Origin of the sequence: Dickeya sp. Secpp 1600 (assembly GCF_003049805.1) — a bacterium.
GTDB lineage: Bacteria > Pseudomonadota > Gammaproteobacteria > Enterobacterales > Enterobacteriaceae > Dickeya > Dickeya fangzhongdai.
Genome location: NZ_CP023484.1, coordinates 878874 through 891911 on the forward strand (window position 1 = coordinate 878874; position 13038 = coordinate 891911).

Below are 13038 nucleotides of genomic sequence, written 5' to 3' on the forward strand. Positions count from 1 at the left end.
GCATGGCCGGGATGAGGTTGTCCCGGTTCATGCCGCCGCCGCGTTTGGCGCTGTAATGCAATTTTTATCAGATTTATTGTTGAAGTTTGTTAAAGAATTTGGCGCTTATTCTATGCTGAATTACTGAAAAATCCCCTGATGACTCACTACTTTTATTACCTTTCATCATCGTTCCCTCCACGTCCTGTTCCACTGGTTTGTCATTTCTTCTGAATATGATCCGGATCGCATCCGGTGCTGTATCTGCGCCGGCCTGACGCTAACATATAAATCTGCATACAGATTGCCGACATGAGGCGCTGTGTACGGCCGGCAGCCGACAGCGGTACCGTTGGCTGCGGATATCACCTGTACAGGAAGTCTGATGTGCGCATTCGCATCGCGTCTGGATCCGCACACCGATAATGATCAATAAGGAGTTTTGATGTCCCACATCCTGATGGCCGCGGTGGCAACGCCGGGGCATGTTTATCCTATGCTGACCATTGCCCGTCATCTGCTGACCAAAGGGCACCGGGTAACCCTGTTCAGCGGCGCGCTGTTTCGCGAGCAGGCGCAGGCCGCCGGCGTTGGATTTGTCGCGTTCGACGAACAGATCGATTTTGACTACCGCTACCTGGAACGCCATTTTCCCAAACGCGCCACTCTGCCGCCCGGCAACGCGCAGATGGCGCTGGCGCTGCGCGAATTCTTTTCCGCGCCTATCCCGTTGATCGACCGACAATTGCGCGCGGTGCTGGCGCAAACTCAGCCGGACGTAGTGATGGCGGAAAACTGTTTCTACGGCATTCTGCCGCTGCTGGCCAGCGAGGATCGCCCGCCGGTGATCGGCATCGGCGTGACGCCGCTGTCTTTCTCTTCCCGCGATTCGATCTTTTACGGGCCGCGTATTCCGCCTGCGCTGTTGCCGCCGGATTTGACCCGCGAGCAACTGATCGACGAAGAGACCCGCGGGCTGATCGCCGGCGTGAAGGAGGCGTTCGATACGGTGATGGTGCAGTCGGGACAGCTGCCGCTATCCGCACCCTTTACCGACGCGCTGATCAGCGGTTGCGACCGCTTCCTGCAATTGTCCACCACCGAACTGGAATATCACCGCGATGATTTGCCGTCGTGCGTACGCTTTGTGGGGCCGTTACCGTTGAAGGTGGCGGAACAGGACGCGGAACACGCGCTGTGGGATCCACAGGACACCCGGCCGCTGGTGATTGTGTCGCAGGGAACGCTGGCGAATGTGGATTTGCAGCAATTGATTGGCCCGACGTTACGCGCGCTGGCTAATCAGCCCGTTCGGGTGCTGGCGACCACCGGCGGCCGACCGGTGGAAGAACTGGCCGCCTCGGCGCCGGAAAACGCGCGGGTATGCCGCTTTGTCTCGCTGGAACACTGGTTGCCGAAGGCGGCGCTGCTGATTACCAACGGGGGGTACGGTTCGCTCAACGCGGCGTTGTCTCACGGCGTGCCGTTGATTGTGGCCGGAACGGGAGAAGACAAACTGGAAACCGCGGCGAGAGTGGTGTTTGCCGGCTGCGGGTTGAATCTCGGCACCAGCACGCCGGGCGAGCAGCAGATTGCCGAGGCGGTGATGCGCATCCTCGATCAACCCGGTTATACCCAGCGGGCGCGTTGGGTACAGGCGGACTGCGCGCGTCATCATGCGCTGGAGGCGATCGCGGAAGAAGTGGGGGCGATCGGGTAAGCGCTTGCCAGTGTGTGCGGTTGGCTTTGATTGACTGATCTTCTTGAGTAACTGATATTGACGGCAAAACCACCGCCATCCGCGCGGTGGTTTTTTTCACGTGTGGGTAAGACGGAACATTAGTTTGAGGGAAATAATAGCGGTTAGGCCATATTTCTTCATATTTAACGCCTAATGCGTTGGCGATCAGCCATTCTCCGGCGGTGTAACAGATTGAGAGACATTAATTCTCATCAATGATGGTATAAAGCATAAATAAATATGATTTATGAAATAGTTTTCTTGTTATTAATTTCATAATTCATCTATGCATTTAAGGTAATAAAAATGGTGTTGGCGATTGAATATGGCAGTAAAGTCACAGCAGTATTTGTTTGATTGTGATGTATTGCATGACTGAAAAACCTATGATATTTATTAATAATAATTTCCCTGATGTAATAATTTATTTTATAAAGTTTGCAAGAAAATGTTTTTATTGTTGCATCAGTTGTAGGATAACGCAGGTGAGTTTATTTTTAACGGGTAAAAAATACCCTTGCATTCGGTTGTATTTTGAGATTTTTGCCCGCGTGGCGAGTTGGGCGTTTGTGTCGCTTTAAGGAGAATAGCGTGAAATTGAATGTAACTGACAAACCTGATAATCAGGATCAGGAATATGTCATCGAAAATTTATGGCGGCATAATGAAAACTATGAGCATGTAGATATTCACCCGCTGTTTTTGAATTTTACCGATAATGACGGTCAGATTGTAGCGGGGTTGGTCGCCAGAACCTGGTGGGGCGGGTTGGAAGTACAGTATCTCTGGGTCAATGATAAACACCGCAGTACTGGACTAGGCAGCAAACTGATGAAGCAGGCGGAAAAAGAAGCGTCGGCGCGCGGTTGTCATATGGCTTATGTTGATACATTTAGCTTTCAGGCTAAAGGATTCTACGAAAAACTGGGGTATCAGGAGTATGGTTCATTGCCTGATTACGCGCACAAATATACCCGGCATTATCTGGCGAAATCTATCGCCTGATGTCAGTCAGACGATCATGATGAAAACATAGAGATAACAGGATGAATTTATCTTTATCAGCGGCGAATGAGTATATTGGTAATCTTATTACTCTGCTGGAAGGATTGAACGAACCTTGGGGGATAAAAGATTTGGCATCGCGCCATATATATATGAATCGTGCTGCCCGTCTTTACACTGTTACGCCTGAACGGTTCGGCATTGAAGGCCGGCTGGATGAGGAGTTTCCCGCCAGCTGGGCCGAATTGTCCGACGATTTCATCGAGCATGATAAACGTACGGAAAATAGTGAGCAGCGTGTCTCGGTTATCGAAACCGATTACTGGTATGGCCGAAATGAGCTAACGCCATTTGTCAGCGAAAAGATTCCTATTTTTGATAGGGATAAAAAATGCATCGGAGTGATGTGGAATGCCAAGCCACTCAGTACGTTATCGCCATTAATCTATATCGATCAGAAAAAACCGTCGGTATTGAAAACGACGGCTAATATCGACGTATTTACTAAGTCTGAGCTCGATGTGATTTTTTTAATGTTGCGTAGATTCTCCAGTAAAGAGATCGCCAGAAAATTTAACGTTTCTCATAAAACAATCGAAAACAGAATTTATAACATGTATCAAAAAGCAGGCGTTCATTCTTTGAACCAATTCGAAGAATATTGCCGGGATAGTGGACTGGAAAGTTTTATACCTCATTCGTTGATTGCGAAAGGTATTTTATTTATTTAAGCAAGGATGGGTGCAATGGAAAACCTTGATGATTATCCGGTGAGCCGGGTTCCGACGTCGGTGCGGCTGCCATTTTTCAATGTGGCTTTGGTTCATATTGGCATGCTCACCGCACTGGACCAGTTTATGTTGGGGGCGGTGCTGGGTCATTCGATGACGCTCGGCGAGGCTTTTCTGGCGATAGCCATCGGCAGCGCGATTTTCGGCGTCGTCACGCTGGGGTTGGGTTACGCGGGCATGAAGGAAGGATTGTCCGGCAGTCTGTTGGCGCGCTGGTGCGGGTTTGGCCGGATGGGCGCGGTGTTTATCGGCGCGATTATCGCCGTCAGCCTGTTGGGCTGGTTTGGTGTACAAAACGCGGTGTTTGCCAAATCGCTTAATTTTGCGTTGGGCGATCGGCTGGGATTTGGCTGGTCGGCGGCGCTTTCCGGCTGCGCGCTGACGCTACTGGTCACCTTCGGTTTCAGTGCCTTACGCTACACCGCCAGAATTGCGGTGCCGCTGTTTATCATGGTGGTCGGCTATATTTCGACCATGACGCTGACCGGGCACAATATTACCGAGTTGCTGCAAAAGAGCGTATCCGGCGAGGCTATTTCGGTGAGCGCCGGTGCGACCATGGTGGTCGGCGGTTGTATTGTGGCCAGTCTGATTACTCCTGACATGACACGTTATTCTCGCCGCGGGCGGCATGTTTTCTGGATCACGATGCTGTCGATCATGATCGGCGAATTTGTCGTCAATGGGCTGGCGATCCTGATTGCCCGTGCGCTTAATACCGCCGACATCGTGACGATCATGTCGCAAACCGCAGGCGGAATCGGGCTGATTACCGTGATTTTCTCTACCTTGCGCATCAACGACATCAATCTGTATTCATCGTCGTTGGGCATCGCCAATGCGGTGGAAGGCATCACCGGCAGAAAGCTGAGCTACAAGTCCATCACATTGCTGATTGGTTTTATCGGCACTTTTCTGTCGGTTATCGGCATTCTGGATCGGTTTGTGGATTTCCTGACATTGCTGGGGGTGTTCTTCCCGCCGGTTATCGGGGTGATGCTGGTGGATTACTATATTCTGCGCACCAGCCGGAAGTTGCTGGACGAGAGCCGTCGGCATGGCGAACTGCCGGATGCAGGCAGCACGCCATACGTCGGTTGGTCGGCGATTATCGCCAGTCTGGCGGGGAGCGCCGTCGGGTTGTTCACCGAATGGGGGATCCCGGCGCTTAATTCGCTGCTGGCGGCCAGTTTGCTGTACTGGTTAATCAAGGTGATGCTACCGACAGTGAAATCCATCCGGGGTGGGTTGCGGCCCCTTGGTTGATCATTCTTGCGAAAACAGTCACCTATGCTTTCCATCGTTATCGGTAAGGTTATCCTGTTATCGTTAACATCGTCTGATATCATGTGATCAGAATTGGGGCGTGGTGGTCACGCCTCATGCCCTTATTGATAGAGCAGCATTGAGATAGCAGCCCGGCATGGCTTGCCGGCGCGAGAGAAACTGCACTGAGTAATGTGAGGAAGCAACAGATGACACAAATTCAAAGCGGTATTTTGCTGGAGCATCGCCGTTTTGCCATTTTCATGGAGGCTATGGTACAGGGAGAATTTGATGCCATCCGCCAGGGGTGTAAGAAGTTCTGTCAGGCGCTGGCCGAGTTGCAGCAACGTTTCCCCGACGCGGGTCTTGGCGCGGTAATCGCCTTTGGCTACGACGTCTGGCGCGAGCTGGATTGCGACAACAGCGCGCAGGAACTCAAACCCTTCACGCCGCTGGGCAACGGGCTGGCGCCCGCCACTCAGCGCGACATGCTGATTCACATCCAGTCGCTGCGTCATGACGTCAACTTTTCGCTGGCGCAGGCGGTGCTGGCGGCGTTCGGCAACACCATCAACATCGAAGAAGAAACCCACGGCTTTCGCTGGGTGGAAGACCGCGATCTGAGCGGTTTTGTCGATGGCACCGAAAACCCGCAGGGCGACGCCCGGCGTGACGTCGCCATCGTGCCGGACGGGCAGGCGGGCGAAGGCGGCAGCTATGTGTTTGTCCAACGCTGGGAGCATAATCTGCGCCAGTTGAATCGCATGAGCGTGGAACAGCAGGAACAGATGATCGGCCGCACCAAACAAGATAACGAAGAATTGTCGTCCGAGTCGCGGCCGGTGACTTCGCACCTGAGCCGCGTCGACCTCAAGGAAGACGGCAAGGGGCTGAAAATCCTGCGTCAGAGCCTGCCTTACGGCACCGCCAGCGGCAAGCACGGCCTGTATTTCACCGCCTACTGCGCCCGTCTCTACAACATTGAACAGCAACTGCTGAGCATGTTTGGCGACCGTGACGGCAAACGCGACGATATGCTGCGCTTTACCCGCGCGGTCAGCGGCAGTTACTTCTTTGCCCCTTCGCTTGATCGTTTGTTATCGCTATAACAGAATCCGGTTTTGCTACAGGCAGGCACTGCATCGCGGTGCCTGTTTTTTTGGCGTCCTCTGACGACCCGGAGAGAGAATGTGACCACGCTTGAGCACTGCGTCGGCAATACGCCGCTGATTAAATTACAACGTCTGGCCCAGCATACCGGCAGCGAAATCTGGCTGAAGCTGGAGGGCAACAATCCGGCCGGCTCGGTGAAGGACCGGGCCGCGCTGTCGATGATCCAGCAGGCGGAACGCCGGGGCGAGATTGCGCCGGGCGACACGCTGATTGAGGCTACCAGCGGCAACACCGGCATCGCGCTGGCGATGGTGGCGGCGATGAAAGGTTACCGACTGCGTCTGCTGATGCCGGAAAACATGAGCCTGGAACGGCAGGCCGCGATGCGCGCCTACGGGGCGGAACTGCTGCTGGTCAGCCGACAGCAGGGAATGGAAGGCGCGCGCGATCTGGCCCGGCAGATGGCGCAGGCGGGCGAAGGCAAGCTGCTCGACCAGTTCAACAATCCGGACAATCCGCTGGCGCACTTCACCACCACCGGCCCGGAAATCTGGCGGCAGACGCAGGGCCGCCTGACCCATTTCGTCTCCTGCATGGGCACCACCGGCACCATCACCGGCGTTAGCCGCTACCTGAAAAGCCAGAGTGAGACGGTTTGCACCGTCGGCCTGCAACCGCAGGACGGTAGCCAGATCCCAGGGATCCGTCGCTGGTCGCCGGACTATATGCCGGGTATCTTTCAGCCGCAGTTGGTGGACCGGATTATGGATATGTCGCAGCAGGAGGCGGAAACCACCATGCAGCAACTGGCGCGGGTGGAAGGGGTATTCTGCGGCGTCAGCTCCGGCGGCGCAGTGGCGGGGGCGCTGCGCATCGCCGCCGAACAGCCCGGCAGCCTGATCGTCACCGTGGTGTGCGATCGCGGCGATCGCTATCTTTCCACCGGCGTGTTTGGCTAAGCGCCACGCCTGTGTTTATTCCCGCTCCAGCGCGTGGATCGGTTGCAGACGGGCCGCGCGCCGCGCCGGGAAGAAGCCGAAAATCACGCCAATCAGGCTGGAGCAGAGAAACGCCGCCACCATTGAGGCGGCGGAATAAAGGAATGTTACGCCGCTGACATGGCTGGCGATTGCGCCGGCCAGCAGCGACAGCATCACGCCCAATACTCCGCCGCACAGACACACCAAAATCGCCTCAATCAAAAATTGCTGCATGATGTCGCCGGTGCGCGCGCCGACCGCCATGCGGACGCCGATCTCCCGCGTGCGTTCGGTCACCGACACCAGCATGATGTTCATAACGCCGATACCGCCCACAATCAACGAAATCAGCGCGATGGCGGACACCAGCAGCGTCATGGTGGCGGTGGTCTGCCGGATGGTTTGACGGATGCTGTCGGTGTTCATGACGAAGAAATCCTTGTTGCCGTGCTGGCGCGTCAGAATCTGGGTGATGCCCTGTTGCGCTACGCTCAGGTCGATATTGTCTTTAACCCGCACGGTAATGCTGCGCAGGTATGACTGACCGACCATGCGGCGCATCACGGTGGTATAGGGCACCCAGATATTCAGGTTTTCATCGCTGCCGAAGCCGGACTGTTTGCGGGTGGCGACGCCGATGATGCGACAAGGCAGGGTGCCGAGAAAAATCACCTGTCCCAGCGGGTTCTCGCCGTTGGGGAACAGCTTATTGCGGGTGTTCTGATCGATGACCGCCTCCTGCGTCAGACGTTCAACGCTAAGCGGCGAGAACCCGTCGCCTTCCGACAGGACATAGCCGCGCACGGTGAAGAACTGCTCGCCCACGCCGCTGACGCTGACCGATACCGCTTTATTGGCGTAACGCAGCGTCACCGATGTCGAGACGGTGGGGGTGACGCTGTGGATGTAGGGTTGCTGTTCCAGCGGGCGCAGGTCGTTGACGCGCAGCGTCTGAATGGCGGCGGAGCGCATGTCGCCGAAATCCTTACCGGGAAAGATCTCCAGCGTGCTGGTGCCCATAGCGTTGATGTGTTCCAGCACCTGTTGCTGCGAGCCTTTGCCGAGCGCCACCACCGACACCACCGAGGCGATGCCGATAATAATCCCCAGCATGGTCAGGAAGGTACGCATCCGCTGGGCGTTCATGGCGCGCAGCGCCATCCTGAAGGCATTCTGCAGCCGGTCGTACCCGCTGGTCAGCGTTTTGGCCGGTAGCGGCGCCGGGGGCGTCGGCGTTGCCGGCGTCATGTCGTCGGCCGTGTTGCGGTCGGCCACGATTTCACCGTCGTGAATCTCGATGATGCGGCCGGCCATTTGGGCGATGCGCATATCGTGGGTGACCAGCACGATGGTGTGCCCTTGCTGATGCAACTCATGAAGAATCGACAGCACTTCCTCACCGCTGGCGCTGTCGAGCGCGCCGGTAGGTTCGTCCGCCAGAATCACCTGGCCGCCGTTAATCAACGCGCGGGCGATGCTGACGCGCTGCTGCTGCCCGCCCGACAGTTGGTTGGGCGAGTCCTGCAGACGACCGGCAAGACCTAACCTCGCCAGCAGGGCGGCAGCGCGCTGGCGGCGTTCGTGGCGTGCCTGACCGGCATACACCGCCGGCATTTCTACGTTATCGCCCACGTTCAGGTCATTAAGTAGGTGATAACGCTGAAAGATGAACCCGAAGTGCTCGCGGCGTAACGCGGCAAGCTGGTCGTCATTCAGGCTCAGGGTGGAGACGCCGGCTACCTGATAATCCCCCTGAGTCGGTTTATCCAGACAGCCGAGGATATTCATCAGCGTGGACTTGCCGGAGCCGGACGCGCCGACAATCGCCACCATTTCACCGGCATGAATCGTCAGGTTGATGTTTTTCAGCACATCGACGCATTGTTCACCGTTGATAAAACTGCGGTGGACCTGGCGCAGCGCTAACAGAGGCGCGCTCATGGCTTAAAATCCCATCGGCGGCGGTGGCGGGGACGACGCGCCGCTGCCGTCGCTTGCCGTCTGCTGGCTGATCACCACTTCCTCGCCGGGCAGCACGCCGGAAATCAGCTGGATATAGGCGTTGTCGCTGATGCCGGTGGTCACTTCGCGCAGCGCCGGCCGGCCTTGCGGCTGGGTCACCTGAACAAACAGTTTTCCCTGACGGTTAATCAGCGCGCTGACCGGTACCACGATGGCGTGTTTCGCTTCGGACAACAGAATATAGACCTGCGCAGTCATGGAAATACGCAGGGTTTCGTCCGGGTTGTCGACATCGAACAGGCCGTTGTAGTAGATGGCGGAGCTGGAGGAACTGCTGCTGGTGCTGTTGCTGGTGGTGCCGCTGCCACTGGTGCTGCTGCTTTCGCTGCTGATGGATTCCGGTGCCGGTTCGATGGCGCGCAGCACCGCCTGATAGCGTTTGTTCGGGTTGCCAAGAATGGTGAACCACACCGGCATGCCGGTCCTGACGTTGATAACGTCCGCTTCCGAGATTTTGGCTTCGATCGTCATGGTGTCGAGGTTGGCGACCTTGGCGATAGTCGGCGCGCTCTGCACCGCGTTGACGGTTTGCCCCTGTTCCACCGGCAGCGCCACCACGGTGCCGTTCATCGGCGAGACGATCTTGGTGTAACCCAGATTGACCTGCGCGGTGTTGACGGCGATTTTCGCCCGTACAATCTGGGCGTCCAGCGCGTCGATATCGGCCTGCGTGGCTTCCAGCGTAGCTTTGGCGTTGTCGTAATCCGCCCGCACGCCGACGCCTTTTTGCATCAGATTTTGCTGGCGTTGCCAACTGAGCTGGTTATTACGCAGCGTGGCCTGCCTGGAGGCGCGTTGCGCCTGAATGTTATCCAGCGCCGCCTTGCTGTCCCGCAGCGCGTTCTGCTGGGTTAAATCGTCGATTTCGGCCAGCAACTGCCCCTGTTTCACCTTGTCGCCCAGCGATACGTGCAGCGCTTTGATTTGCCCGGAAACCTGCGCGCCGACGCTAACCAGTTTACGCGCGTTGACGGTACCGTCGGCCAGCACAGTCTGTTGCAGATCGCGGACATCCACCGTGGCCGTAATATAATTCGGCGGGGGCGCCGGCCGGGACAGGCGAAAGACGACGAACAGGGTAATGGCGGCAAGGCCGGCCAAAAGCCACCAGAAACGGCTGGAGCTGGGTCGGAATCTCATCAAAACAAAAGCATCCTTGGCTAAGTAAAACGCCGAAACGAAGAACCGGGACAAAATACGCGACGTATCCCTGAATCAGGGAACACGGGCTGCGTATAATTTACCCGTCATCCCGCTTCGAATGCGTTATGTTTCGAACAGTGAAAGGTAAGGATTCCGTAAATGGTGCTGCGCAGATTGCAACCAGCCCTGACAATAGGAGCGGTAACAATGCATGGGAATGAAAGTATGAAAATTTTACTGGTAGACGATGACGCTGAACTGGGGCACATGCTGTGTGAATACCTCACGGCGGAAGGGTTCAGCACTTCACAGGTGATGACCGGCAAGGAAGGAGTGGACGGCGCCATGTCCGATCAGTATACCGCGATGATTTTGGACATCATGCTGCCGGATATGAGCGGAATTGACGTACTGCGGCAAGTACGTCGCAACCGCTCGATTCCCATCATTATGTTGACGGCCAAGGGCGATAACATCGATCGCGTGATCGGGCTGGAAATGGGCGCGGATGATTATGTGCCGAAGCCCTGCTATCCGCGTGAGCTGGTGGCGCGTCTGCGTGCGGTGCTGCGCCGTTATGAAGACAAGGCGGAAAAAAGCGAGGACACCGGGACGGTGAACTACGGCGAGCTGGCGATCTGCCCTTCTACCCGCAGCAGCGAGTGGCGCGGCAAGGCGTTTGATCTTACCGCTTCGGAATTCAACCTGCTGGAGCTGCTGATGCGCTCGTCCGAGCGGGTGGTGACCAAGGATGAGCTGTCGGAGAAATGCCTGGGACGCCGCCGGGAGGCCTATGACCGCAGCGTGGATGTACATATTAGCAATATTCGTCAAAAGCTGGCGGCGCTGGATGGGTGTAACCTGACCATCGAGACGGTGCGCAGCGTCGGATACCGGATCCGTTAATCATGCATGGAAGGCTGTTCTGGAAGATCCTGCTCGGTTTGTGGCTGACGTTTTTCGTCATTTCACAGCTGCTGTGGGTAGGCTTCTCGTTTTACGGCGGGCGTAACGAGCCGCCGGAGGTTCGTCTGGGAAGACACACCATGTCGTTGCAAATGGCGCTGGCGACGCAGGCGTTGCGTCAGGGCGGCATGGCTGAACTGGGGCGCACGCTGGCCGACTGGCCGAAGAGCGAACGTGGTTACATCAATGTCTCGATTATCGGCGACAACGAGGACGTGGCCGGGATAGGCGCTGAACCGCCGCCGGAAATGGGGATGCTGGGCGAACCGCCCGGACGCCCGGGGCCGGGGTTCGGACCGGGGCCAATACCTGGGCCGGGCGGAATGCCGGAACGGCCGGACGCCGCGTCGTTACAGGTAGTGGAAGGCCCTGACGGGCAGCGATACCGGGTGAGTTTCAATACCGCTCGCTGGCGGCAGGATTTGATGCCGGAGAACGGTCCGGCGCCGATGCCGTTTTTCCTGCATTTGCCGCCGCCGATGATCTGGATTGGCGCGCTGGGCGGGTTGCTGTTCAGCGGTATGCTGGCGTGGAACCTGGCGCGTCCGCTGGGCCGGTTGCGGGCCAGCTTCGAGCGTGTCGCGCAGGGCGACCTGTCGGTACGGCTTTATCCGTCGATGCGCCGCCGCCATGATGAGATCGGCGATGTGGCGCGCGACTTTGACGCTATGGTTGGTCGCCTGTCGGTATTGGTGGGCGCGCGCGAGCAACTGCTGCACGACGTCTCCCACGAATTGCGATCGCCGCTGGCTCGGCTGCAACTGGCGATCGGGCTGGCGCGTCAGAACCCTGACAACGTGGAAAACGCCTTGCAGCGCATCGAGCGTGAAGCAGAACGGATGGACAAGATGATCGGCGAAGTGCTGACGCTGTCCCGCGCGGAAAACAACGCGGTCAACACCGAAGAGTATTTCGACCTGCTCGGGCTGGTGAATGCGGTGGTCAACGATGCGCGTTATGAAGCGCAGGTGCCGGGCGTGGACATCTCACTCAATATTAGCGATTACGATGATTACACCGTCAAAGGCTCGGCGGAGCTGATGCGGCATGCGCTGGATAACATCATTCGCAATGCGCTGCGTTTCTCTTCGCGCGGTCAGCAGGTGCTGGTCACGCTGTCACGGGATGAGAAAGAGTGGTGCGTCGGCGTAGCGGACCGCGGGCCGGGCGTGGAAGAAAGCAAACTCTCCAGTATTTTCGATCCTTTCATGCGCATCGATTCGCCGCAGTCGGGCAAAGGGTACGGATTGGGGCTGGCCATCGCTCGCAAGGCGGTGGTGGCGCACGGCGGCCGCATCGAAGCGGAGAACCGGGAGCAGGGCGGGTTGCAGATCCGTATTTGCATCCCTCGCTGGCAATAAATTTTGCTGGAATGGTTTTTCTGGCAACAGTCTCGCGTGGTCCCGGCGGCTTGCATCAGGGCTGATTACACGGCGAAAAGAAACAAAAACGGCACCCGAAGGTGCCGTTTTTCATGACGGAAAGTCGCTTACTTCTTGATGCGAATAACCGGGGTTTCCCCAACGACAACGGTGCCGCTCAGTTTGGTCAGCTCTTTGATCTCGTCCATATTGGAGATCACGACCGGGGTCAGGGTAGACTTGGCTTTCTCTTCCAGCAACGGCAGATCAAACTCGATCACCACGTCGCCTTTTTTGACGCGCTGCCCTTCTTCCGCGATACGTTTAAAGCCTTCGCCTTTCAGTTCAACGGTATCAATACCGAAGTGAACGAAGAGCTCGATGCCATTGTCTGATTCGATGGAAAAAGCATGGTTGGTTTCGAAGATTTTACCAATGGTGCCGTCCACCGGCGCGACCATTTTGTTACCGCTAGGTTTGATAGCGATGCCATCGCCGACGATTTTCTCTGCGAATACCACATCAGGCACGTCTTCGATGTTGACGATTTCACCGGATAACGGGGCAATGATTTCGATGCTGCCGGTTTCTTTTTTGTCATCAGAAACCAGAGATTTCAGTTTATCGAACAAACCCATGATTTTCTCCTAAGCATTAATATTGGGTCAGCA

General features: G+C 56.6%; 11 protein-coding genes and 1 pseudogene. 8 read left to right on the plus strand and 4 right to left on the minus strand.

The features are described from left to right. Positions 1–424 precede the first annotated feature (424 nt). Positions 425–1699, plus strand: coding sequence for a glycosyltransferase (locus CPA59_RS04090; protein ID WP_159077923.1), 1275 nt, complete (start codon positions 425–427; stop codon positions 1697–1699). Between the two features lie 127 nt (positions 1700–1826). Here the strand turns inward: CPA59_RS04090 and CPA59_RS04095 are convergent. Then, positions 1827–1913 (minus strand): annotated as a pseudogene (locus tag CPA59_RS04095) (helix-turn-helix domain-containing protein); the annotation flags it as partial. Positions 1914–2311: 398 nt separating this feature from the next. On the opposite strand from CPA59_RS04095, the gene CPA59_RS04100 reads away from it, so the two are divergent. From CPA59_RS04100 to cysM, 5 genes are all read left to right on the plus strand, one after another. Further along, the gene (locus CPA59_RS04100) at positions 2312–2725 is read left to right on the plus strand and encodes a GNAT family N-acetyltransferase (RefSeq protein WP_107758741.1); all 414 of its coding nucleotides are present in this window, start codon (positions 2312–2314) and stop codon (positions 2723–2725) included. Between the two features lie 41 nt (positions 2726–2766). Then, positions 2767–3456 (plus strand): PAS and helix-turn-helix domain-containing protein, encoded by a 690-nt coding sequence (locus CPA59_RS04105; protein ID WP_107758742.1) that lies wholly within the window; start codon positions 2767–2769, stop codon positions 3454–3456. A 15-nt stretch (positions 3457–3471) separates the two neighbouring features. Next, positions 3472–4782 (plus strand): cytosine permease, encoded by a 1311-nt coding sequence (locus tag CPA59_RS04110; RefSeq protein ID WP_107758743.1) that lies wholly within the window; start codon positions 3472–3474, stop codon positions 4780–4782. Positions 4783–4991: 209 nt separating this feature from the next. After that, entirely contained in the window at positions 4992–5891 is a 900-nt protein-coding gene (locus CPA59_RS04115; RefSeq protein ID WP_038661858.1) for a Dyp-type peroxidase, read from the plus strand. A gap of 81 nt (positions 5892–5972) precedes the next feature. Beyond that, positions 5973–6854, plus strand: coding sequence for a cysteine synthase CysM (cysM, locus tag CPA59_RS04120; protein ID WP_038917957.1), 882 nt, complete (start codon positions 5973–5975; stop codon positions 6852–6854). A 15-nt stretch (positions 6855–6869) separates the two neighbouring features. Here cysM and CPA59_RS04125 read toward each other — a convergent pair whose 3' ends face one another. Together CPA59_RS04125 and CPA59_RS04130 are read right to left on the minus strand one after the other, a co-directional pair. After that, complete coding sequence (locus CPA59_RS04125) at positions 6870–8816, minus strand: MacB family efflux pump subunit (RefSeq protein ID WP_107758744.1); 1947 nt, start codon at positions 8814–8816, stop codon at positions 6870–6872. Between the two features lie 3 nt (positions 8817–8819). Then, positions 8820–10037: an efflux RND transporter periplasmic adaptor subunit gene (locus CPA59_RS04130; protein WP_107758745.1), complete on the minus strand. Its 1218-nt coding sequence runs from the start codon at positions 10035–10037 to the stop codon at positions 8820–8822. A 228-nt stretch (positions 10038–10265) separates the two neighbouring features. On the opposite strand from CPA59_RS04130, the gene CPA59_RS04135 reads away from it, so the two are divergent. Together CPA59_RS04135 and CPA59_RS04140 are read left to right on the plus strand one after the other, a co-directional pair. After that, positions 10266–10946 carry a response regulator transcription factor gene (locus CPA59_RS04135; protein WP_038661845.1) on the plus strand — a complete coding sequence of 227 codons (681 nt, stop codon included), beginning with the start codon at positions 10266–10268 and terminating at the stop codon, positions 10944–10946. 2 nt (positions 10947–10948) lie between these two features. Beyond that, positions 10949–12367 (plus strand): ATP-binding protein, encoded by a 1419-nt coding sequence (locus CPA59_RS04140; RefSeq protein ID WP_107758746.1) that lies wholly within the window; start codon positions 10949–10951, stop codon positions 12365–12367. A gap of 128 nt (positions 12368–12495) precedes the next feature. On the opposite strand, the gene crr is transcribed toward CPA59_RS04140, so the two are convergent. Continuing rightward, the gene (crr, locus tag CPA59_RS04145) at positions 12496–13005 is read right to left on the minus strand and encodes a PTS glucose transporter subunit IIA (protein WP_022632320.1); all 510 of its coding nucleotides are present in this window, start codon (positions 13003–13005) and stop codon (positions 12496–12498) included. Positions 13006–13038 lie beyond the last annotated feature (33 nt).